Below are 22,657 nucleotides of genomic sequence, written 5' to 3' on the forward strand. Positions count from 1 at the left end.
ATGAAAAAGATCGAAGCGATCATAAAACCCTTCAAGCTCGACGAAGTGAAGGAAGCCCTTCAGGAAGTCGGCCTGCAGGGCATTACCGTCACGGAAGCAAAAGGCTTCGGTCGACAGAAGGGTCACACGGAGCTGTATCGCGGCGCCGAATACGTCGTGGACTTCCTGCCGAAGGTAAAGGTCGAAGTGGTGCTGGCGGACGAAAACGCGGAGGCCGTCATCGAAGCCATCCGCAATGCTGCACAAACCGGCCGGATTGGCGACGGAAAGATTTTCGTTTCCAACATCGAGGAAGTCATCCGAATTCGTACCGGCGAAACCGGCCTCGACGCCATCTGATCCTCAAGGGCCGCTCGGCCCTGCCACTTTTCAAATCTCGTCATCTCACACAGGGAATTACGGAAAATGACGACTGCAAGCGATATTCTGAAGCAAATCAAGGACAACGACGTTAAGTTCGTCGACCTGCGCTTTACCGACCCCAAGGGCAAGCTGCAGCACGTAACGATGGACGTCGTCTGTGTCGACGAAGACATGTTCGCCGACGGCGTCATGTTCGACGGCTCCTCGATTGGCGGATGGAAGGCGATCAACGAGTCCGACATGGTGCTGATGCCCGATCCGGAAACAGCGCATATGGACCCGTTCTTCGCGCAGTCGACGATGGTCATCATCTGCGACATTCTCGATCCGGTTTCGGGCGAAGCCTACAACCGCGACCCGCGCGGCACGGCGAAGAAGGCCGAAGCCTACCTCAAGGCCTCCGGTATCGGCGACACCGTCTTTGTCGGCCCGGAAGCCGAGTTCTTCGTTTTCGACGACGTCAAGTACAAGGCCGATCCGTACAACACCGGCTTCAAGCTCGACTCCTCGGAACTGCCGTCCAACGACGACACCGACTATGAGACCGGCAACCTTGGCCACCGTCCGCGCGTCAAGGGCGGCTATTTCCCGGTGCCGCCGATCGACAGCTGCCAGGACATGCGCTCTGAAATGCTGACGGTTCTGTCCGAAATGGGCGTGACCGTCGAAAAGCATCACCATGAGGTGGCCGCTGCCCAGCATGAACTCGGCGTCAAGTTCGACGCGCTGGTTCGCAACGCCGACAAGATGCAGATCTACAAGTACGTCGTGCACCAGGTCGCCAATGCCTATGGCAAGACCGCAACCTTCATGCCGAAGCCGATCTTCGGCGACAACGGCTCGGGCATGCACGTGCACCTGTCGATCTGGAAGGATGGCAAGCCGACCTTCGCGGGCGACGAATATGCCGGCCTGTCGGAGAGCTGCCTCTACTTCATCGGCGGCATCATCAAGCATGCGAAGTCGCTCAACGCCTTCACCAACCCGTCGACGAACTCCTACAAGCGTCTCGTCCCGGGCTACGAAGCACCGGTTCTGCTGGCCTACTCCGCCCGCAACCGCTCGGCTTCGTGCCGCATTCCGTTCGGCACCAATCCGAAGGCCAAGCGTGTCGAAGTCCGCTTCCCGGACCCGACGGCCAACCCTTACCTCGCCTTCGCAGCAATGCTGATGGCCGGCCTCGATGGCATTAAGAACAAGCTGCATCCGGGCAAGGCCATGGACAAGGACCTCTATGATTTGCCGCCGAAGGAACTGAAGAAGATCCCGACCGTCTGCGGCTCGCTGCGCGAAGCGCTTGAAAGCCTCGACAAGGATCGCAAGTACCTGACCGCCGGCGGCGTCTTCGACGACGATCAGATCGATTCCTTCATCGAATTGAAGATGCAGGAAGTCATGCGTTACGACATGACCCCGCACCCGGTCGAGTACGACATGTACTACTCGGCCTAAGACCGACGAGCGGGACGGCGGATGCCCGCACCCGGCCCGAAACGACGCAACAAGCCGGCGGGGTTCAAGGGACCCCGCCGGCTTGTTTTTTAGAAGCGCGCTGCCGCAAGCGACAGGAAGGCCAGGAAGGCGTACACGAAGCCGTGCATGACACCCTATTGATGTTTTGGGTTTGGCAACCCAGATAATCCCTTGAAAGGATGTGTTGCGTCATGAAACAGAGAAACGCGAAATTCGAGATCGGACAGGTGGTTCGCCATCGGGTTTTCCCGTTCCGCGGCGTCGTCTTCGACGTCGACCCGGAATACGCAAACACCGAGGAATGGTGGAATGCCATTCCGCAGGAGATCCGCCCAAGCAAGGATCAACCCTTCTACCACCTGTTCGCCGAGAACGACGACAGCGAGTATGTCGCCTATGTCTCCGAGCAGAACCTGGTTTCCGACGAAAGCGATCGGCCGATACGGCACGCTCAGGTCGATGCCCTGTTCGAAAAGGACGACATCGGGCACTACAAGCCGAAGGTGACGTTCCGCCACTAGCACAGCGCTGTCGGCACTCGCTCAAATGAAAAACGCCCGGACATCGTCCGGGCGTTTCTTTTATTCGCGGAAGTGCCGAAGCGCTTAGTTCTGCTTGGCCGCCTTCTGGGCGTCCTCAAGCTTCTTGCGCGCGTCTTCGGCCTTCTTCTGCATTTCTTCCTGCAGCAGGCGCTGACGCTCTTCGAGCTGCGACTGTTCGATCGGCTCGCCGTCGAAAATGCCGGTAAAGCCTTCAAGGCCCATCTTGATCGGGTTCGGTGCGCGCTGGAAGTTGACGGAGGTGAAGACCACCTCGTTGCCCTTCTTCAGGCTTGCGATCAGCTGGTCGGACAGCGGGGCTTCGGCCACGCACTTATCCGGCATGCAGATGGCGTAGTCGAGCTTCACCGGCTTGCCGCCATCGATCTGCATCTGGACGCCAGTCGGGATCAGTCGTGCGGAGGGCACCGAGATCTGCAGAACCTTGCGGTTAACCTTACCGGTTACGGTGATGAGGCCAACTGCGGTAACGAGCTGGCCGTTGTTTGCCGTCAGCAGGTTCTGAACGATGCAGACATCGTTGTCTTCCTGCTTGGTGCAAACCTTGAACCAACCCTGCGGGGGCTTGCCACCTGCCTGCTGGGCAGATGCAACGCCCGGAACGCCCGCAGCTGCTACAGAAAGCGCCAGCGTTGCCAGTCCCGCACGTTTGGTGAAGTTCGACTTGAAGATCATTGTGATTCCGTCTCCTGAAATCCGGTAACGGAACAATTCGTTCCGCAGGTGAGTATCGTCAGCCGCCGTTGTCCTGTTGGCCAAATAAGGCAAATGCATGACCCCGTTTCCGGAAACACCTGTTACATTGGCTTGTACGGTTTATCCAGTGTTTCTTGCTTTTTTTTGACCTCCTGCGCGCCGGAATTTGGGTATAGCGTCGGTTGGAATTGTCGATCGGCATTGGTAACGTGCCGGGAATCGGCCAAATGCCACTTCACTGGAGATAACGTTGCGCACAATTCTATCCGGTCTGGCCATCCTGTTGGCCGCAACCGCATTCGGTGGCGCCGCGACGGCCGCTCCCGTGCACGCCATTTCAATGCACGGCGAGCCTGCCCTGCCCGCGGACTTCAAGAGCTTCCCCTACGTCAACCCAGATGTAAAGAAGGGCGGCAAGATTTCCTACGGTGTGGTCGGGACCTTCGACAGCCTCAATCCCTTCATTTTGAAGAGCATGCGCACGACGGCGCGCGGCATGTGGGATCCGGAATACGGCAATCTCGTCTACGAATCGCTGATGCAACGCTCCCGCGACGAGCCGTTCACGATGTATGGCCTGCTCGCCCAGACGGTGGAATCGGACGATGACCGGACGTTCATTCAGTTCAATATCAATCCGGGCGCGCGCTGGGCCGACGGACAGCCCGTTACGGCTGATGATGTCATCTTCACCTTTGAGCTGATGCGCGACAAGGGCCGCATTCCCTTCGCCAACCGCATGGCGAAGGTGGCGAAACTCGAGAAGGTCGGCGACCTCAGCGTCCGCTTTACCTTCACTGAAGATGCCGACCGCGAGCTGCCGCTCTTGCTTGGGCTTTCTCCGGTCCTGCCGAAACATGCAACCGATGTGGCAAGCTTCGACCAGACGACACTCAAAGCCCCGCTTGGTTCGGGCCCCTACCGCGTTGCAGAGGTAAAGCCGGGCGAACGCATCGTCTATCGCCGCAACCCGGATTACTGGGCAAAGAACCTTCCTTCCAAGGTCGGCTTCGACAACTACGACGAGATCTCCGTCGAGTATTTCCTGCAGGAAAATTCCCTCTTCGAAGCCTTCAAGAAGGGCGAAATCGACATCTACCCGGAGGGTAGCGCCACCAAATGGGCGCGAGGCTACGATTTTCCGGCCGTTCGCTCCGGCGACGTCGTCAAGGAGACGTTCACGCCGAAGACGCCTTCGGGCATGCTCGGCATCGTCTTCAACACCCGCAAGCCGATGTTCGACAACCTCAAGCTCCGCCAAGGCCTGGCGCTCGTCTTCGACTTCGAGTGGGTCAACAAGAACCTGTTCGACAGCGCCTACACCCGCACCCAGAGTTACTGGCAGAACTCGGCGCTTTCCTTCCTCGGCGCTGCGGCTGACGACCGCGAACTTGGGCTGATCGGCGATGCGCGCGAACATATCAACCCTGCAATCCTCGATGGCACCTACCGCCTGCCGGTGACGGATGCTTCCGGCCGCGACCGCAACGTGCTGCGCGTTGCCGTTTCACTGCTGCGCGAGGCCGGGTACCAGATCAAGGACGGCAAGATGGTCGACGCCAAGGGCGCGCCGCTCGCGTTCGAGATCATGAGCCAGAATGCCGGCCAGGAGAAGATCGCCCTTGCCTACCAGCGCTTCCTGGCGCCGCTCGGCATCAAGGCCTCGGTGCGCACAGTCGACGACTCGCAGTATCAGCAACGCAGCCAGTCGTTCGACTACGACGTCATCATCAAGTCCTTCCCGTCCACGCTCTCGCCGGGCATTGAGCAGGTCGGGCGCTGGACCTCGCAGTCGCGCGATCGCCAGGGAAGCGACAACTTTGCCGGCGTTGCCGACAAGGACGTCGACCGGATGGTCGAGAACATCCTGCAGGCCAGAACGACCGAGGATTTCACCGCCGCCGTTCGTGCCCATGACAGGTTGCTGGTCAACAATTCCTACCTCGTGCCGCTCTACCATCTCGATGCCCAGTGGGTTGCACGGCGCAAGCATATCGCCCGGCCGGCCACCGTGCCGCTCTATGGCTACCAGTTGCCCGCCTGGTGGGACGCGAACGCCCAATAAAAGGGTCGGTTCCCTCTACGCCGCCGCTCGTCTTATCAGACGTGCAAAGGTCGCCGTAGCACTTTGAATTGCTGCATGTTCTCATCCATAAATCGAATGCGATTTAAGGAAACATGCGGTAGGTAACGCATTGAAAGCCTGATGGAACCGGCTTATCTCGCAGCTTTATCCAAGAGGAAAGGCACCCCACATCATGCAAACCGTCAGCATAGATATCGTCTCCGACGTCGTCTGCCCGTGGTGCTATCTCGGCAAGGCGAGACTCGACCAGGCGATCGCCAATGTCGGCTCGGAGTTGCAGGTCGCAGTGCAGTGGCGTCCTTACCAGCTCAATCCCGATCTTCCGCCTGATGGCGTGGATCATAAGCAGCATCTTGCCGCCAAACTCGGCGGTCAGGCAGCGGTCGATCGAGCGCATGAAACGCTGAGCGCACTCGGCAATGCCGATGGCATCGCCTTCGATTTCGATGCGGTGAAGATCAGCCCCAATACGCTCGACGCGCACCGGCTCATTCGCTGGGCGGCGACCAATGGCGAAGTGGCGCAATCGGCCGTCGTCAGCCTGCTCTTCAAGGCGAATTTCGAGGAAGGCCGCAATGTCGGCGATCAGGCGGTCCTGCTCGACATCGCCACCGAAGCTGGCCTCGACCGGCCCGTTATCGCAGCGCTCCTCAACTCGGATGCCGACAAGGATGCAGTCAAAGAAGAGATCGGCATGGCGCGCGAGATGGGCGTTACCGGCGTCCCCTGCTTCATCCTCGACGGGCAATATGCCGTCATGGGTGCGCAATCGGTCGAAGTGCTCAGCAACGCGCTTCGCGAAATCGCGCAGATGAAGGCCACTGCTTGATTCCCTTAAATCGGAAGCGATTCAAGGAGCGCAGAAAAGCTAAAGCAATGGAAAGTCCTCTCGCGCCGCCAAGGGAACAGCGGCGCGAAGGCGATTAAACCTGTTTCGCCAACCCTGCGAGCTGCGTCATCACCATCGCCGCGCCCGAGAGGCGCTTCTCCGGCGTGACCAGTTCACGCTGGAAGAAGATGCTGTGATCCGGCCTGATCTTCGCCAGCGTCCCCTGCTTGGCGATGTAGCCGACCAGTGCTGCCGGGTTCGGGAACTCCTTGTTGCGGAGCTGCACGACGACACCCTTCGGGCCGGCATCGAGCTTTTCGACATTCGCCGTCCGGCAGAGCGACTTGATATAGACGATCTTCAGCAGGTGCTGCACCTCGATAGGCAGCGGGCCGAAGCGGTCGATCATCTCCGCGCCGAAACCGTCGATCTCCTTGAGGTCCGTCAGCTCGCCAAGGCGGCGGTAGAGACCGAGCCGCAGATGCAGATCCGGCACATAATGTTCCGGGATCATCACCGGGGTGCCAACAGAGATTTGCGGCGACCAGCCGGTATCGTGAACTTCTTCCTCGCCCTTCAGTTCGGCGACCGCCTCCTCAAGCATCTGCTGATAGAGTTCGAAGCCGACTTCTTTGATGTGGCCGGACTGTTCCTCGCCGAGCAGGTTGCCGGCGCCACGAATGTCGAGGTCATGACTTGCCAGCTGGAAGCCGGCACCGAGCGTGTCGAGCGACTGCAGCACCTTCAGCCGCCGCTCGGCCGTTGCCGTCAGCGTCTTGTTGACCGGCAGCGTGAACAGCGCGAAGGCGCGCACCTTTGAACGGCCGACACGGCCGCGAAGCTGGTAGAGCTGTGCCAAGCCGAACATGTCGGCGCGATGGACGATCAAGGTATTGGCCGTCGGCACGTCGAGACCGGATTCGACGATGGTCGTCGACAGCAGCACGTCATACTGCCCTTCATAGAAGGCGTTCATGATGTCTTCGAGTTCCGTCGCCGGCATCTGGCCATGGGCCACGGCCACCTTCAATTCCGGCACATCGGATTTCAGGAAATCATGGATCTCCGAGAGGTCGCTGAGGCGTGGGCAGACATAGAAGCTCTGGCCGCCGCGATAATGCTCCCGCATCAAGGTCTCGCGGATCACCAGAGCGTCGAACGGCGAAATGAAGGTGCGCACTGCCATGCGGTCGACGGGCGGCGTCGTGATCAGCGACAGTTCGCGCACTCCGGTCAACGCCAGTTGCAGCGTGCGCGGGATCGGTGTCGCCGACAGCGTCAGCACATGCACATCCGACTTCAGCTCCTTCAGCCGTTCCTTGTGCTTGACGCCGAAATGCTGCTCCTCGTCGATGATGAGCAGCCCGAGATTGGCGAAATTGACCGTCGTTCCGAGCAGGGCATGGGTGCCGACCACGACGTCGGTCTTGCCATCAGCCACTTCCTTCTTGGTCAGCGCCAGTTCCTTGGAGCCGACAAGGCGCGACGCCTGCTGAATGCGGATCGGCAGGCCACGAAAACGCTCGGTGAACGTCTTGAAATGCTGCCGCGCAAGCAGTGTCGTCGGCACGACGACGGCGACCTGAACCCCGTTCATTGCCGCAATGAAGGCTGCCCGCAGCGCGACCTCCGTCTTGCCGAAGCCGACGTCGCCGCAGACAAGGCGGTCCATCGGCCGGCCGCTGCCGAGATCTTCGCGCACGGCGTCGATCGAGTTCAGCTGATCCTCGGTTTCATCATAGGGGAAGCGTGCGACGAATTCGTCATAGGCGCCATCCTGGGCCGCCAGCACGTGTGCATGCCGGGTGTGGCGCTCGGCGGCGATGCGGATGAGGCCGCCCGCCATGTCGAGCAGACGCTTCTTCAGTTTTGCCTTACGGGCCTGCCAGGCGACGCCGCCCAGCTTGTCGAGGATCGCGTCAGTTCCCTCGGAACCGTAGCGCGACAAGAGCTCGATGTTCTCGACCGGGAGAAAGAGCTTGGCGTTGTCGGCGTAGACGAGTTCGAGGCAATCGTGCGGCGCACCGACCGCCTCGATTGTGCGCAGTCCGACGAACCGGCCGATACCGTGTTCGGCATGCACGACGTAGCTGCCTTCATCAAGGCCCGCGACCTCGGCAATGAAGTCGGCACCGCGCTTGCGACGCTTGGAGCGGCGCACCATACGGTCGCCAAGAATATCCTGCTCGCCGATAACGACAAGATCGCCCGTTTCAAAACCCGCTTCAAGGCTGAGAACTGCCGCTGCGGCTTCGCCCGGCTTCAACGCGTTGACGTCGCCCAGCGCCTTGATCTGGCGAATGTTGCCAAGACCGTGTTCGACGAGAACCTGCAGTAGGCGGTCGAGAGACCCCTCGCTCCAGCCCGATATGACGACCTTGAAGCCTTTGGAACGCTTCTCGGCGATGTATTTGACCGCCTGATCGAAGACGTTGACGCGATCGCTCTCCGCCTCGCCTTCGCCGGCCGTCTTTGCCCAGCGCACGCCTTGCCGCGCATCGACGGTGACGACCTGTCGGGCCTCGCCTTCCTGCTCGTTGAATGGCGTGAGGCGGATGGCGCCGCGTTGCGTGAGCGTCGCCGCAAATCCTTCTGCGTTCAGATACAGGAACTCCGGCGGGACGGGCTTATAGGGCGTGCCCTGTGTGGCCAGCGACTTGCCGGGCGATGCCGCCGTGTGGCGTGCGTCGTAATAATCGAGAATGAGTTTCGAACGCTCGGCTGCGGCTTCCCGCGCCAGATGGTCGGTAACGATGCGAAAACCGTCGAGATAGTCGAAGACGGTCTCGAGGCGATCGTAGAAGAGCGGCAGCCAATGTTCCATGCCGGCATAGCGACGCCCCTCGGAAACGGCCTGGTAGAGCGCATCATCTCGCGTGGTCGCACCGAAGAGCGACAGATATCGCGTGCGGAAGTGGCTGATCGTTTCCGGCGTCAGCGACACTTCGCTCATCGGATTGAGGTCGAGCGAGCGAACCTGGCCGGTCGTGCGCTGGCTGGCCGGATCGAAAGAGCGGATGGTCTCGAGCGTGTCGCCGAAGAAGTCAAGCCGGAGCGGATCGCCGCTGCCGGGAACGAAGACGTCGAGGATGCCGCCGCGCACGGCGTATTCGCCGACTTCGCGCACGGTCGCCACGCGCTCGAAGCCGTTGCGCTCCAGACGTGCCGCGACATCATCCATGCGAACCTGGTTGCCGGGGCGTGCGGAGAACGCCAGGCTCTCGATCACCCCCTGCGGCGAGATCTTCTGCAGGGCCGCATTGACCGTCACCAGCACGATCGCCGCATGCGGCTTCTTGCGGTGGGCGATCAGGGCGCTCAGCGCCGCAAGCCTGCGCGCCGACGTATCGGCACTCGGCGACACTCGGTCATAGGGAAGGCAATCCCAGCCCGGCAGGGTCAGGACCGGAATATCGGGGGCGACGAAGCCGAGAACCTGCTCCAGATCGGCGATGCGCTGGCCGTCCGAGAGAATGTAGGCGACCGGCGTGCCGGCACGGGCCAGGTCAGCAAGCACCAGCGCCTCGGCGCCGGATGGAACCGGGCCAATCGTGATTTCACGGGTCGCGGCGACAATCTTCTTCGGGTCAAGGCCAGCCAGCATCGATCTACTTCATCTCTTCGGGGAGCCGCTCGAAATCGGGGCGATAGGCGGCGATGCGCGTAAACATCGGCGTCTGGTAGCGCTCAGGCACCGGCTTTTCGCCGATGATCCACTTGACGAGATCGTTGTCTTCCTCGCCCATGATGATCTCCAGCTCGTCCAGTTCAATGTCGGATAAGGCGGAAAGCTCGCCTTCTGCAAACTGCCCCAGGATGAGGTCCATTTCGCGTATGCCGCGATGCCAAGCCCGAAACAGGATCCGGCGGCGACGCGGATCGAGATCGGCGCTGGTGCGTGAAATGCCAGTCATGGGGATTCCTTCCTACCGTCCACGGGGGTACGGTTTGTCGTCACTGCGCTCTATAAACGCTGAATAGATGATTGTCAGCCTTGCCAAACCCCGAATTGTCGTCGCAATTTCATCGCCATGCGCCCTGCCCTGCTCGACCCGCTCTTTTCACCGCTCAATACTTTGCCCGGCATCGGCCCGAAGATCGGCGAGCTGTATGCCCGACTTCTCGGCCGCGAAAGCATCGAAGACTGCCGCGTCGTCGATCTGGTTTTCCATGCGCCGCATTCGCTGATCGATCGAAGGCAGCAGCCGGGGATTGCGAATGCACCGCAAGGTGTCGTCGTCACGATCACCGGCCGGGTCGATCGCCATCAACCGCCACCACCGGGCAAGCAGAACCTGCCCTACCGCATCTTCCTGCATGACGACACCGGTGAACTGGCGCTCACCTTCTTCCGCGTCAAAGGCAACTGGCTGGAAAAATCACTGCCGGTCGATGAAACTGTCATCGTCAGCGGCAAGGTCGACTGGTTCAATGGCCGGCCGTCGATGGTCCACCCCGACTATATGGTCAAGGCAAGCGAGGCGGACAACCTGCCGCTCGTCGAGCCCGTCTACGGCCTGACGGCCGGTCTCTCTGCCCGGATCCTGCGCAAATCGATCGAGGCGGCGGTTGCCCGCGTGCCAGAGATGCCCGAGTGGATCGACGAGACACTCGCTTCGAAGCAGGGTTTTCAAAGTGCAGCCGACAGCTTCCGCGCCCTGCATGAGCCGCGCGACGCCACGGACATCGACCCGCAGGCGCCGGCGCGCCGCCGTCTTGCCTATGATGAGTTCCTGGCCGGTCAACTCTCCCTTGCCCTTGTTCGCCAGCGCCTTCGCAAGGTTGCGGGTACGCCCGTGCATGCGACGGGCAAGCTCTCCGGGCCTGTCACCGCCGCACTGCCCTTCTCGCTCACGGCGAGCCAGTCCACGGCGATTGCCGACATCCTCAAGGACATGGCCGGAAGCGACCGGATGTTGCGATTGCTGCAGGGCGACGTCGGCTCCGGCAAGACAATGGTTGCGCTGATGGCGATGCTGGCGGCGGTCGAATCGGGCGGCCAGGCGGTGTTGATGGCCCCGACCGAAATCCTCGCTCGGCAGCATTTTGCAACGCTGTCGAAGATGGCTGCTCCCGCAGGCATAGCCATGGACGTTCTGACCGGGCGCACCAAGGGCAAAGAACGCGATGCGATCCTGGAGCGCATTGCCTCCGGCGAGACGCGGATCGTGGTCGGCACACACTCCCTGTTCCAGGATACCGTCAATTACGACAGGCTGACGCTGGCAGTCGTCGACGAACAGCATCGCTTCGGCGTCCACCAGCGTCTGCGCCTGACCGCCAAGGGCATTTCTCCACATATGCTCGTGATGACAGCCACGCCGATCCCCCGCACTCTGGTGCTCGCCGCCTTTGGCGACATGGATGTTTCCAAGCTGACGGAAAAACCGGCTGGGCGAAAACCCATCCAGACGGTTACCATTCCGACCGAGCGGACGGACGAGATCGTCGACCGCCTCGCGTCAGCGCTCAAGGAGGGCAAGAAAGCCTATTGGATCTGCCCGCTCGTGGAAGAATCCGAAGCGATCGACGTCATGTCGGCGGATGAACGTTATCAGGGTCTCTCCAAGCGCTTCGGTCGGGATGTTGGCCTTGTGCATGGCCGGATGAACGGTGCGGAAAAAGACGCCGTCATGCTTGCCTTCAAGAACGGTGAAATCCGACTACTCGTCGCCACCACCGTCGTCGAAGTCGGCGTTGACGTGCCGGATGCCACGATCATGGTGATCGAACACGCGGAACGCTTCGGCCTGGCGCAATTGCACCAGTTGCGCGGCCGGGTCGGTCGTGGTGACGAAGCATCGACCTGCATCCTGCTCTACAAGAGCCCGCTCGGTGAAACCGGCCGCGCGCGGCTCTCGATCCTGCGCGACAGCGAAGACGGATTTCTGATCGCAGAGGAAGACCTGAAACTGCGCGGCGAAGGCGAGTTGCTGGGAACGCGCCAATCAGGCACCCCTGGCTTTCGTATCGCCAGCCTCGAAGCGCATGGCGATCTGCTCGAAATCGCCCGCACGGACGCGGCCTATATGATCGAGCGGGACCCTGACCTCACATCGCCGCGCGGCGAGGCGCTGAGAACCCTACTCTATCTGCACCGCCGCGACGAAGCGATCCGCTTCCTGCGCGCCGGCTAGAGCATTTCCAGGAAAAGTGGGAAGCGGTTTTCAGTCAGGAAATGCCTGAAAACAAATACCTCAGGCGGTCTTCTGCTGGGCGATCTTGCGCGGTGGAGCGTTGGCGAGCGGCGCGTAGTCCGGTGCGACGAGCCCCCCGGAAATCAAGAGCTTGGCCGCATCCTCGGCGCTCATTTCAAGCGGGATGATCTTGTCGCGGGGTACGAACAAAAGGAAACCAGCGGTCGGGATTGGTGTCGGTGGCAGGAAGACGGTCACCATATCCATGCCACGCTCGGAGAATTTGGCGGCGACCTCGCCTTTGACATCCGTGGCGATGAAGACCAGCGACCAGAGGCCGGGGCTCGGATACTCGATCAAGCCTGCCTTCTTGAACGAGGACGACTGCTCCTGCAGCACCGTCTGGAAGATCTGTTTCAGCGATTTGTAGATGGTGCGAACGAGCGGAGTCCGGCTGACGAGAGATTCGCCGAAGGCGACGATCGACCGCCCGACCAGGTTGGCGGTGAGGAACCCGACCAACGTGATGACGATGAGCGCGACCAAAAGCCCGAAGCCGGGAATGGCTACAGGCGAATAGGTATCCGGATTATAAAAATTCGGCAGATAGGGCTTCACCCATCCATCGGCCCACTCGATGAAGGTCCGCACCAACCAGACGGTGATGGCCAGCGGCGCGCAGATGATCAGCCCCGTCAGGAAATAGTTCCGCAACCGGGTCGCAATATAGCCGCTCTTCGAATTTTCGCTCATGCCTCTTCCGTTTAAACCTCACTCCGTGCCGAAAGCCGGATGATAGGCAACCGTCCCTGTCGGCACCGCGCCGGAGAAGGCCAGCGCCATGAAATATTGCGGCGCACAACCAGGGAATACAAGTGAAGATTCGTTTCGGAATCTGAACTTTTGGTAATAGTCGGGATCGCCCACAACAACACAACCCGAGGCCGCGTCAGCGGCAAGCATTGCAAGCCCTTCGCGGATGAGCCGGCTGCCGACCCCTTTTGCCTGACGGTCGGGCGAGACGGCCACGGGGCCAAGCCCGAACCAACCCGCTGCCGGCGGCGTAAACGTCACCGGCGAGAAGGCGACATGGCCGATGACATGGCCTTCATCTTCGGCCACAAGCGAGAGCGTTAACGCGCCCAGATCCCGAAGGCGTTCGATGATGAAGGGCTCGCTCTGGTCGCTGTGCGGATGCCCCTCGAAGGCGGCTGCCGTCACGTCATGGATCGCCTGTTCGTCGCCCGCTCTTTCCAGCCGGATCGTGATCATTCGACCGTCACCGACTTTGCGAGGTTGCGGGGCTGGTCGACATCGGTGCCCATGAACACGGCCGTGTGATAGGCAAGCAGCTGGATCGGCAGCGAAAAGATCATCGGCGCAATGATCTCGTCGACGTTCGGCAGCACGATCGTCGCCATCGTCTCGAGCTTCGAGGCGGCCGCCCCCTTTTCGTCGGTGATCAGGATGATCCGGCCGCCGCGGGCTGCCACTTCCTGCATGTTCGACACGGTCTTCTCGTAAAAGCGGTCATGCGGGGCGATGACGATGACCGGCATGTTTTCGTCGATGAGCGCGATGGGGCCATGCTTCAGCTCACCGGCGGCGTAGCCTTCGGCGTGGATGTAGGAGATTTCCTTGAGCTTCAGCGCGCCTTCCATCGCCAGCGGGAAGCTGGTGCCACGGCCGAGGTAAAGCACGTCACGGCACTTTGAGAGTTCGCGCGACAGCATCTCGATCTTCGGCTGGATCGTGTTCAGCACCTGACCCATGATACGCGGCATTTCCGCCAGGTGACGAACCAGCGTCTGTTCTTCATCGGCAGAGACAGTGCCACGGGCGCGGCCAGCGCCAATCGAAAGGGCCGCAAGCACCGCGAGCTGGCAGGTAAACGCCTTGGTGGAGGCGACGCCGATCTCGGGGCCGGCCAGGATCGGGAACACGGCATCGGATTCGCGCGCAATGGTCGATTCGCGGGTGTTGACGACCGCGCCGATCGTCAGACCGTGGTCCTTGCAGTATCGAAGCGACGCCAGCGTATCGGCGGTTTCGCCGGACTGCGAGATGAACAGTGCCGCCGATTGCGGCGACAGCGGAATTTCGCGGTAGCGGAACTCGGAGGCGACATCGATCTCGACCGGCAGGCGGGCGTAACGCTCGAACCAGTATTTTCCGACGAGACCGGCGAGATAGGCGGTGCCGCAGGCGGAGATCGCCAGACTCGGCACACCGGCAAAATCGATCGAAGCCGTCGTTGCCTTCACCCGGTATTCGGCAAAATCGATATAGTGGCCGAGCGCATGGGAGATCACCTCCGGCTGCTCATAGATCTCCTTTTCCATGAAGTGCCGGTGGTTGCCCTTGTCGATCATATACGCAGCCGCCATCGAGATCTGCCGCGGGCGATCGACGGCATTGCCAGCAAGATCGAAGATATGGACGCCGTTGGCGCCGATCACGGCCCAGTCGCCGTCGATCAGATAGGTGATCTCGTTGGTAAACGGCGACAGCGCGATCGCGTCGGAGCCCAGGAACATCTCGCCCTTGCCGTGGCCGATCGCCAGCGGCGGTCCGTTGCGGGCGGCCATGATCGTCGACGGATCGTCCTGAAACAGTATCGCCAGGGCGTATGCCCCGGTGACACGCTTCAGCATCGCATGCATGGCCTCGCGCCGGCCGAGGCCGTCGCGACGGAACTTTGCGAGGAGATGCGCGACGACTTCCGTGTCGGTCTGGGTCTCGAACGTCGCACCGTCGGCGATCAGTTCGTCCTTCAGCGCGGAGAAGTTCTCGATGATGCCGTTGTGGACCACGGCAACGCCGTCGGTGAAATGCGGATGGGCATTGCGCTCCGTCGGCGCGCCGTGCGTCGCCCAGCGCGTGTGGGCGATGCCGATCATGCCGGCCAGCGGCTCCTCGCGCAGGCGGGCTTCCAGATTAACCAACTTGCCTTCCGCCCTGCGACGCTCAAGCGTACCGGCATTGATCGTCGCAACGCCGGCCGAATCATAGCCGCGGTATTCGAGGCGCTTCAACGCATCGACCAGTCGCTCCGAGACCGGCTGGTTTCCAACGATGCCAACAATTCCGCACATAGTCGTCTCCGAATTCGTCCCGCGCCGTTTCGACGCCCCAATCGACAGGGCGGAAGGCCCGCCCGGCGCGTTGCCTTGGTAACGCATTTGCCGGACGAGGCAATCCGCCCCGATTTCACTTTCGGTTTCAGTATTTAACGCGAACCTATTCGGCTGCCTTGGCCGCCTTTTTTGCAGCCTTCTGTGCCTGATAACGTTCGCGCAGGATACGCGCCCTGCCCGGCTTGATCTCCTGGCGCGCGCGACCGAAGGCGACGGCATCGGCGGGCACGTCCTCGGTGATGACGCTGCCGGAGGCGACCAGCGCTCCATCGCCGATCGTCACCGGCGCCACCAGCGAGGAATTCGAGCCGACGAAAGCATTCTCGCCGATGCGCGTCTCGTGTTTGTTCACGCCATCATAATTGCACGTGATCGTGCCGGCACCGATGTTCGAACCGGCGCCGACGAAGGCATCACCGATATAGGTCAGGTGGTTGACCTTGGCGCCAGCACCGATCTCCGCCTTCTTGACCTCGCAGAAATTGCCGACCTTCGATTTTTCGCCGAGATCGGCACCGGGCCGCAGGCGCGCATAAGGCCCGACGGTCGCACCGGCACGCACCGTCGCACCTTCGACATGCGAGAATGCATGGATGATGGCGCCGCTCTCGACGCGAACGCCCGGGCCGAACACCACATTCGGCTCGATCAGCACGTCCTGCTGCAATTCGGTGTCCCAGGCGAGGAAAACGGTCTCCGGCGCGATCATCGACACGCCGGACAACATCAATTCATGACGGCGGCGCTGCTGCCAGAGCCGCTCGATGTAAGCAAGTTCCGCGCGGGTGTTGCAGCCGGTCAGCTCTTCCTCGGGCGCCTCGACGGCGATGGCGCGGCCACCGATCGCCCGCACGATCTCGACCAGGTCTGTCAGGTAGTACTCGCCCTTGACGTTGGCATTGCCGATACGATCGAGCAGATCGAGCGCCTTGCGACCGTTGATCGCCATCAGGCCGCCATTGCAATAGGTGATGCGGCGCTCTTCCTCGGTTGCATCCTTGTGCTCGCGGATCGCGATCAGGGCGCCGTCTTCTACGATCAGTCGGCCATAGCCCGAGGGATCGGCGGCCTCAAAGCCGATGACGACCACATCGTTGCCGGCGGCCAGCCCGTCGCGCGCCGTCTTGAGCGGTTCAGGCGTGATCAGCGGCGTATCGCCGAAGACAACCAGAATGTCGTCAAAACCCTTTGATATCGCCTCACGTGCCGCAAGCACCGCATGCCCCGTGCCGAGACGCTCCTTCTGCAGGAACGAAGCGATCGATACGCCCTCGATGCCGGCGACACTTGAAACAGCTTCAGCGTCTCGCCCGACGACGAGAGCGACGTCGGAGATCGACGCACTCGAGAGCGCGGCCACCACATGGGCGATCATCGGCCGGCCGGCCACCGGATGCAGCACCTTCGACATCGACGATTTCATCCGCGTGCTTTCACCCGCAGCAAGAACAATCGCCAGGCAACTCCGTTCCATCCAATGCTCTCCTTGGTCTTTTTCTTGAGGGCCGATACCCGGCTGCCCGATTCGGCCCTTTCCTATCAGCAACATATTGCGGGAAGCATAATTCGCACAATCACGTCACGTTAACCCGCTTAAAACCCGATGATGGCATAAGGAGAAGCGGAGCCTGCCTCGACAACCCATGCGCGTGCATCGCTCCCCCGGGGAGAGAAGCAGCAATGCATGCCAGCACCGATGTCGACGCAGCGGCAAAGCCGGACAGCATTGCTCGGGCTGCCATCCGCTCGCCGCTTGCGGCACTCGCTCTGGCCCTCGTCCTTCTGTCGCTGCTTCTCACCGTCACGATCCCGCAGCCGATAGGACCGATGTTCTGGGATCATTATCTCTATCTCGACGCCGCCAACCGCCTTGGCGACGGACAGATCCCGTCGGTCGACTTCTTCGCACCGGTCGGCGCACTTGGGTACTACCTCTTTGCAGCCTTGCAGTCGGTTTTCCCCAGCGGCCATCCCTTGCTGCTGGCCAGTTGGTGCCTTCTTATCGTCACCGGCCCATTGATCGGCCTGGTGATGCTCGACATACAGAAGCGTTCGCGCGCGCTGGCCTACGCCATCCTGCTGCCGTTCCTTGTCTTTTCCGCGCTGCCATTCAACACCGGCGACTTCTATCCCTATCCGGGATCCGACGGCTTCGGCATCTACAACCGCCAGGTCTGCCAACTGCTTTACGTGCTCGCCGCGGCACTCATCTACGTCCGTAATCCGCGTATTTTGGCAACTGTTGCCGCGGGAGCCATGATTGCGCTCTTCTTCGTGAAGATCACCGGCGCAGTTGCGGGTGTCATCCTGTGCCTCATGGCATTCGCTAGCGGACGGTTCAACCTGCGCTCCACCCTCATCTCGGCTCTGATCTTCTTCAGCGTCCTCGCCGTTATCGAACTTTCGCTCGGCGCGGTATCTGCCTACGTCGCCGACATTCTGGCGCTGCTCGACGTCAATGACGGCAGCCTGCTGCCGCGCCTCTTTCAGGCGGCGTCGCTGAACGCGGGTCTGCTCCTGCCTGCGGGTATTCTCTGCCTGACTCTCTTTTTTGCCAACCTATCAGCTTTCTCCGCGTCATTGCGGGCCATCTGCCGTCGACCTTCGGTTGCGGCCATCGGAACGATCTTCGACCAGAACTTCGTCTGGCTCATCGCTTTCGTCGTGGCCGGTATCCTGTTCGAAAGCCAGAATACCGGCAGCCAGGCCTTCATCTTCCTCTATCCGCTGCTTCTCAAGATCATCCTCGATTACGCCGCAAAGGGCAAATCCATGCGGCTGACGATCGCGGTTTCGCTGCTTGCCTTCGCGGCGGCGCTTCCGCCGATGACTGTCGTCGCCCAGAAGAGCGCACGTGCCTGGATCGGCGCCGTCAACAATATCCGGATCGAGAGCCGCAATCTGAAGACCATGGGGGCCGTCAATGTCCGCCCAATTCTGGTGCTACGAGCCCAGCGCATGCGCGATGCCTACATCACTCAGCGCGGCACCTTCGATACGCTCGCCGACGCGGGCGAACTGCCCTCGTTCCTGTTCTACAGCGATTTCGACTTTCAGACGGCCTGGCTGACGAATGTCGACGATGCCGTGGATGCACTGCGCGCCTACGAGACCACCAATGGCGTCCGCTTTGACACGATCTTCAATATCGATTTCGCCAATCCGTTTCCCTGGCTGATGGAACGCCACGCGCCGAAACGCGTCGCCATCGGCGCAGACCCGTTCCGGGCAATCCCTCCGCCGAACGCCGACGTACGCGCGGCGGTCGCTGCTGTCGCCATCGCGCTCGTCCCGACCTGCCCGCCGACGAACGTCAACAGGAAACTGCTGGCGCTCTACCTGCCGAGCCTCGAGGCGGGCCACACACGCATTACGCTGACGCCTTGCTACGACGCATTCGTCCGCAACGGCTTGCGGACCGGCGCAAATACCGCCGGTTCCTAACGATCATGCCTGCGGTCGCAGTCGGCTCTCGGTCAGAAGTCCGCTTTCCTCCAGGATCGGATAGGCAACCGAGGCGATATGGGCGTTGATGCGCTTCAAATCACGCAGCATGTCGAGGTGAAGCGAGCTGGTCTGCAGGCTTTCCAGCAGTCCATCCCGCAGGCGCTCGATATGCCGTTCGGCCGACCGTTTCTCCATGTGGCGGACATTGACCTTTACCTCGATCAATTGCCGGGCGAGATCTGCGTTGCGGGTGACGAAAATGGTCTGGGCAACCCGCAGATTGTCGATTGTCAGGTTGAAGAGGCTTTTCAGTTCCTGATAGCCGTCCTCGGAGAATTTCAGGCCATTGTTGACCTTCTTGCCGATCTGCTCGCAGAGCCCCTTCTCGATGATGTCGCCCATGTGCTCGAGGTTGATGGCGTAGTCGATGATCACGATCGAGCGGCGGCCATCTTCCGGGCTCAGGCCATCGCGCCCGAGGCGCGACAGGAAAATCTTCACTTCCTGCTGCAGCAGATCGACCTGCTTCTCGAACTTGCCGATATCGCGGATCTCCGACAGATCGTTGTTGTTGAAGGCGGTCTGGGCGCGGATCAACATCATCTCGATCAGGTCGCCGACCCGCAGCACCTCGCGGGTCGCGCCCGAAAGAGCCATGACCGGCGTATGCAGGACGTTCTCGTCGAGGTAGCGCGGACCGGTTTCGTCCGTCTCGTTATCGGGGATGAAGCGGATCATCAGCCGCGACAGCAGGCCGGCAAACGGCCAGGCAAGAATCGCCACGGCAAGATTGAATGCCAGGTGGACGTCCACCGGCAGGTTCTGCTTCGGCAAAGGCAGGCTCTGCAGGAATTCGACACTGACACCGGTCAAAGGCAGCGCGATCAGACATCCGATGGCGCGAACCACGAGATTGCCGAGCGTGACGCGTCGCGCCGGCGGCGCCGAAGACAACGTCGCCATGACAGGCGGGATTGCCCCACCAAGATTGGCGCCCAGCACCAGCGCAACCGTCAGCCCAACGGAGAGAATGCCGGCAGTGGAGAGGGAAAGCACCAGCATCACCACCGCAAGGCTGGAGGAAGAGGCGAAAGCAAGACCCGCGGATATGATCAAGGCCACTGGCCAGGCGCTGTCGAGCATGCCGAGAAACGCGGCCAGCGCCTCAGATTCGCGCATGGGCTCGGTCGCCAGGCCAAGCAAATGCAGCGACAGCAACATCAGGCCGATCCCGACAAACGCTGCACCAAGACCCTGCCGGGCGTTCGAGCGGCTGACGCGATGCAGCACGACGCCCACCAGAATAATCATCGGCGACAGCCATTCGATGCCGGTGGCGACGATCCAGGCGGTGACTGCCGTGCCGACATTGGCGCCGAGCAAAACAATCTGCGCCATGCGCGAGCGAATGAGCCCTTTTTCCACGAAAGACGCGGTCATCAGTGCCGTCGCGGTCGAACTTTGCAGGGCAATCGTGGCAACGAGACCCGTCAGGAACGATCGCGTCGGCCCGCTCGTCCCCTGGGCAAGGCCAGCTCGCAGCTTCGCCCCGAAGGCGCGGGTGACCCCTTCCTTGACCAGGGAAAGGCCGAACAGCAGCAGCGCCACCGCTCCGAACAGATTCACCATCACGATTGTAGATTGCATGGCATGTCTTTCCGCCGGGCTCGCATGAATCGCCCGCTCGATGCACACAACCATAGTTCCTAGGTGTTTTCGACCTCAATCGGGCGACGACGAATTCCCCACTCTGACAGGTAATTTTCTGTTGCCGGCTAATAAATCCGACATCAATTTTGTCAGCAACGTCTTACCGCCGATGGCGATCGACGCGAAAGGCCGCTCTCCCGGTTCTCAACGTTGCCAACGGTCCGAAGTCCCTGCGAATCATATGATTGCCCACGATCTTCGGCTGGCGCGCAATTTGCGGCATTGCGCCCTTCATTTCCTGTTGCGTTTGTTTTAAGGAACGAACTCGTTTGGCCAACAGCCACCGCACTGCAACGAGGTTTCTGCCCCCATGCTCGAATTCCTGAGAAAAGCCGCCCAGACCTGGGTCGTCAAAGGCCTGCTCGTCATTCTCGTGCTGTCATTCATGGTGTGGGGCGCATCGACATCGATGATCGCGAACCAGTCGGATGCCGTGGTCGTCGTCGGTGACGTCAAGGTCAAGGCTCCGGACTTCCGGCTCGCCTATGAGCGCCAGCTCGCGCTCGTTTCGCGCCAGCTCGGCACCCGCCTGACGCCGCAGCAGGCAAAGGCATTCGGCATCGAGCAGCAGGTCTATTCCCAGCTCGTCGCGGGTGCGGCCCTCGATCAACTCGCCGGCGACATGAACCTCGGCCTTTCGGAAGACCGGCTGGCCAAGCTCATCGCGGAAGACCCGGCCTTCCACAGCGTCAACGGCCAGTTCGATCGCCTGACGTTCTCGAGCGTGCTGCGCAATGCCGGCCTTCGCGAACAGGACTACATCAACAACCGGAGCCAGGTCGCCGTGCGCTCGCAGATCGTCGACGCCCTGTCCGATGGTTATGTTGCGCCAAAGGTGCTCAGCGACGCGATCGGTTCTTATCGGCACGAAAAGCGCTCGATCGACTACGTCCTGCTGTCGAACGCCAACATCGATCCGGTGAAGGCGCCGGGCGACGACGTTCTCGCCCCCTGGTACGACAGCCGCAAGGCGAACTACCGCGCACCGGAATACCGCAAGATCACCTATCTGAAGCTTGCGCCCGAGGATCTCGCCGACGCGACGACAGTGGTCGACGCGGACGTTCGCGCGGACTACGACAAGCGCAAGGACAACTTCCGCACTGCCGCGACGCGCACGATCGAACAGCTCGCCTTCCCGTCGCGTGAGGCAGCGGACGCCGCTGCAGCCAAGCTGGCAGCCGGCACCTCCTATGACGACCTCGTGAAAGGCGAAGGCAAGACGTCCGCCGACGTTCTGCTCGGCGATTTCACCGCCGCTAGCGTTCCGGATGCAAAGATCGGTGAAGCCGCCTTTGCCGTTGCTGCCGATGGTGGCACGTCGCCCGTCATCGATGGCGCCTTCGGACCGGTGATCCTGCGCGTGACGAACATCCGCCCGGAAACGGTTCGCAGCTTCGACGAGGTCAAGGAAGAGCTTCGCAAGGAGATTGCCCTCTCCAACGCGCAAAACGAGATCATCGGCCTTCACGACAAGATCGAGGACGAGCGCGCTACTGGCGCTTCGCTCAAGGACGTCGCCGAGCTGCTCAAGCTGAAGGTCGCGACCGTCGACGGGATCGACGCGACCGGCAAGGACATGAATGGCGACGAAGTCGCCGGCCTGCCGGAGCCGAACGCTCTGCTGCAGGAGGCCTTCAAGGCTGAAGTGGGTGGAGAAACCTTGCCGGTCAACATCGGTCGCGACGGCTACGTCTGGTTCGACCTCGACGAAGTGGTTCCGGCTCGCGACCGCACGCTCGACGAAGCACGTGACGAAGTCGCCGCAGACTGGACCGCAGAACAGCAGCGCACGGCTCTCGCAACCAAGGCAACCGAGCTGAAGCAGCGCATCGAAAAGGGCGCGACGCTCGCCGATATCGCAACCGAGCTTGGTCTTGCCGTCGAAACGAAGGCGGGATTGACCCGGTCGACGTCGGATGCAGCGCTGAGCCCGGCAGCAGTCGTAGCCGCCTTCAGCGGTCCGGACGGCCACGTCGCCAATGCCGCTGGTATCGGTGGTGACGGTCAGATCCTGCTGCGGGTCACGTCGATCGAGAACACTGGCCCGACGGATGCACTGGAAGACGACAGTCGCCAGATCCAGGCGATGGCCCGTGCCAGCGGCGACGACATTCTCGACCAGATGGTATCGACCCTGCAGTCGGCCTACGGTGTTTCGATCAATCAGACGCTTGCCGAAACGGCTTTGGCACAGAGATAAGCGGCAAGGAAAGCAA

Annotated in this window: 16 protein-coding genes; 8 read left to right on the plus strand and 8 right to left on the minus strand. The window is 61.3% G+C overall.

Annotation, left to right across the window (positions count from 1 at the left end; genetic code table 11):
* From ABIE33_RS26475 to hspQ, 3 genes are all read left to right on the plus strand, one after another.
* Positions 1-339 carry a P-II family nitrogen regulator gene (locus ABIE33_RS26475; RefSeq protein WP_025427016.1) on the plus strand — a complete coding sequence of 113 codons (339 nt, stop codon included), beginning with the start codon at positions 1-3 and terminating at the stop codon, positions 337-339.
* A gap of 66 nt (positions 340-405) precedes the next feature.
* Positions 406-1,815, plus strand: a complete 1,410-nt coding sequence (gene glnA / locus ABIE33_RS26480) for a type I glutamate--ammonia ligase (RefSeq protein WP_429130767.1) — start codon at positions 406-408, stop codon at positions 1,813-1,815.
* Positions 1,816-2,027: 212 nt separating this feature from the next.
* On the plus strand, positions 2,028-2,357 hold the full coding sequence (hspQ, locus tag ABIE33_RS26485) for a heat shock protein HspQ (protein ID WP_025427014.1): 330 nt from the start codon (positions 2,028-2,030) through the stop codon (positions 2,355-2,357).
* An 84-nt stretch (positions 2,358-2,441) separates the two neighbouring features.
* Here the strand turns inward: hspQ and ABIE33_RS26490 are convergent, their stop codons facing one another.
* On the minus strand, positions 2,442-3,071 hold the full coding sequence (locus tag ABIE33_RS26490; protein ID WP_057209395.1) for an invasion associated locus B family protein: 630 nt from the start codon (positions 3,069-3,071) through the stop codon (positions 2,442-2,444).
* A gap of 271 nt (positions 3,072-3,342) precedes the next feature.
* On the opposite strand from ABIE33_RS26490, the gene ABIE33_RS26495 reads away from it, so the two are divergent.
* The gene (locus tag ABIE33_RS26495) at positions 3,343-5,157 is read left to right on the plus strand and encodes an extracellular solute-binding protein (protein ID WP_429130768.1); all 1,815 of its coding nucleotides are present in this window, start codon (positions 3,343-3,345) and stop codon (positions 5,155-5,157) included.
* A gap of 193 nt (positions 5,158-5,350) precedes the next feature.
* Positions 5,351-6,007, plus strand: coding sequence for a DsbA family oxidoreductase (locus tag ABIE33_RS26500; protein WP_429130769.1), 657 nt, complete (start codon positions 5,351-5,353; stop codon positions 6,005-6,007).
* Between the two features lie 94 nt (positions 6,008-6,101).
* On the opposite strand, the gene mfd is transcribed toward ABIE33_RS26500, so the two are convergent.
* Together mfd and ABIE33_RS26510 are read right to left on the minus strand one after the other, a co-directional pair.
* On the minus strand, positions 6,102-9,611 hold the full coding sequence (gene mfd, locus ABIE33_RS26505; protein ID WP_429130770.1) for a transcription-repair coupling factor: 3,510 nt from the start codon (positions 9,609-9,611) through the stop codon (positions 6,102-6,104).
* 4 nt (positions 9,612-9,615) lie between these two features.
* Positions 9,616-9,921: a succinate dehydrogenase assembly factor 2 gene (locus ABIE33_RS26510; protein ID WP_429130771.1), complete on the minus strand. Its 306-nt coding sequence runs from the start codon at positions 9,919-9,921 to the stop codon at positions 9,616-9,618.
* Positions 9,922-10,038: 117 nt separating this feature from the next.
* Between ABIE33_RS26510 and recG the strand changes: the two genes are divergently transcribed.
* The gene (gene recG / locus ABIE33_RS26515) at positions 10,039-12,144 is read left to right on the plus strand and encodes an ATP-dependent DNA helicase RecG (RefSeq protein WP_429130772.1); all 2,106 of its coding nucleotides are present in this window, start codon (positions 10,039-10,041) and stop codon (positions 12,142-12,144) included.
* A 60-nt stretch (positions 12,145-12,204) separates the two neighbouring features.
* On the opposite strand, the gene ABIE33_RS26520 is transcribed toward recG, so the two are convergent.
* From ABIE33_RS26520 to glmU, 4 genes are all read right to left on the minus strand, one after another.
* Entirely contained in the window at positions 12,205-12,897 is a 693-nt protein-coding gene (locus tag ABIE33_RS26520) for a DUF502 domain-containing protein (RefSeq protein ID WP_429130773.1), read from the minus strand.
* An 18-nt stretch (positions 12,898-12,915) separates the two neighbouring features.
* Positions 12,916-13,413: a GNAT family N-acetyltransferase gene (locus ABIE33_RS26525; RefSeq protein ID WP_429130806.1), complete on the minus strand. Its 498-nt coding sequence runs from the start codon at positions 13,411-13,413 to the stop codon at positions 12,916-12,918.
* Positions 13,413-15,239, minus strand: a complete 1,827-nt coding sequence (glmS, locus tag ABIE33_RS26530) for a glutamine--fructose-6-phosphate transaminase (isomerizing) (protein ID WP_429130774.1) — start codon at positions 15,237-15,239, stop codon at positions 13,413-13,415. Before glmS ends, ABIE33_RS26525 begins: the two co-directional genes overlap by 1 nt.
* A 145-nt stretch (positions 15,240-15,384) precedes the next feature.
* The gene (gene glmU, locus ABIE33_RS26535) at positions 15,385-16,755 is read right to left on the minus strand and encodes a bifunctional UDP-N-acetylglucosamine diphosphorylase/glucosamine-1-phosphate N-acetyltransferase GlmU (RefSeq protein WP_429130775.1); all 1,371 of its coding nucleotides are present in this window, start codon (positions 16,753-16,755) and stop codon (positions 15,385-15,387) included.
* A gap of 206 nt (positions 16,756-16,961) precedes the next feature.
* On the opposite strand from glmU, the gene ABIE33_RS26540 reads away from it, so the two are divergent.
* A complete protein-coding gene (locus ABIE33_RS26540; RefSeq protein WP_429130776.1) occupies positions 16,962-18,725 on the plus strand; it encodes a hypothetical protein in 1,764 nt (587 codons plus the stop codon).
* 3 nt (positions 18,726-18,728) lie between these two features.
* Here the strand turns inward: ABIE33_RS26540 and ABIE33_RS26545 are convergent, their stop codons facing one another.
* Positions 18,729-20,375 (minus strand): Na/Pi cotransporter family protein, encoded by a 1,647-nt coding sequence (locus ABIE33_RS26545; protein ID WP_429130777.1) that lies wholly within the window; start codon positions 20,373-20,375, stop codon positions 18,729-18,731.
* Positions 20,376-20,748: 373 nt separating this feature from the next.
* Here ABIE33_RS26545 and ABIE33_RS26550 point away from each other — a divergent pair, with 373 nt between their 5' ends.
* Positions 20,749-22,641, plus strand: coding sequence for a peptidyl-prolyl cis-trans isomerase (locus ABIE33_RS26550; RefSeq protein ID WP_429130778.1), 1,893 nt, complete (start codon positions 20,749-20,751; stop codon positions 22,639-22,641).
* Positions 22,642-22,657 lie beyond the last annotated feature (16 nt).

This window comes from Ensifer sp. 4252 (assembly GCF_050434565.1).
Taxonomy (GTDB): Bacteria; Pseudomonadota; Alphaproteobacteria; order Rhizobiales; family Rhizobiaceae; genus Ensifer.

Coding starts and splice junctions, on each gene's coding strand:
- glmS (WP_429130774.1), bottom strand. CDS start 15,239: ATGTGCGGAATTGTTGGCATCGTTGGAAACCAGCCGGTCTCGGAGCGA.
- ABIE33_RS26490 (WP_057209395.1), bottom strand. CDS start 3,071: ATGATCTTCAAGTCGAACTTCACCAAACGTGCGGGACTGGCAACGCTG.
- glnA (WP_429130767.1), top strand. CDS start 406: ATGACGACTGCAAGCGATATTCTGAAGCAAATCAAGGACAACGACGTT.
- hspQ (WP_025427014.1), top strand. CDS start 2,028: ATGAAACAGAGAAACGCGAAATTCGAGATCGGACAGGTGGTTCGCCAT.
- ABIE33_RS26545 (WP_429130777.1), bottom strand. CDS start 20,375: ATGCAATCTACAATCGTGATGGTGAATCTGTTCGGAGCGGTGGCGCTG.
- ABIE33_RS26510 (WP_429130771.1), bottom strand. CDS start 9,921: ATGACTGGCATTTCACGCACCAGCGCCGATCTCGATCCGCGTCGCCGC.
- ABIE33_RS26520 (WP_429130773.1), bottom strand. CDS start 12,897: ATGAGCGAAAATTCGAAGAGCGGCTATATTGCGACCCGGTTGCGGAAC.
- ABIE33_RS26475 (WP_025427016.1), top strand. CDS start 1: ATGAAAAAGATCGAAGCGATCATAAAACCCTTCAAGCTCGACGAAGTG.
- glmU (WP_429130775.1), bottom strand. CDS start 16,755: ATGGAACGGAGTTGCCTGGCGATTGTTCTTGCTGCGGGTGAAAGCACG.
- ABIE33_RS26550 (WP_429130778.1), top strand. CDS start 20,749: ATGCTCGAATTCCTGAGAAAAGCCGCCCAGACCTGGGTCGTCAAAGGC.
- recG (WP_429130772.1), top strand. CDS start 10,039: ATGCGCCCTGCCCTGCTCGACCCGCTCTTTTCACCGCTCAATACTTTG.
- ABIE33_RS26540 (WP_429130776.1), top strand. CDS start 16,962: ATGCATGCCAGCACCGATGTCGACGCAGCGGCAAAGCCGGACAGCATT.
- ABIE33_RS26500 (WP_429130769.1), top strand. CDS start 5,351: ATGCAAACCGTCAGCATAGATATCGTCTCCGACGTCGTCTGCCCGTGG.
- mfd (WP_429130770.1), bottom strand. CDS start 9,611: ATGCTGGCTGGCCTTGACCCGAAGAAGATTGTCGCCGCGACCCGTGAA.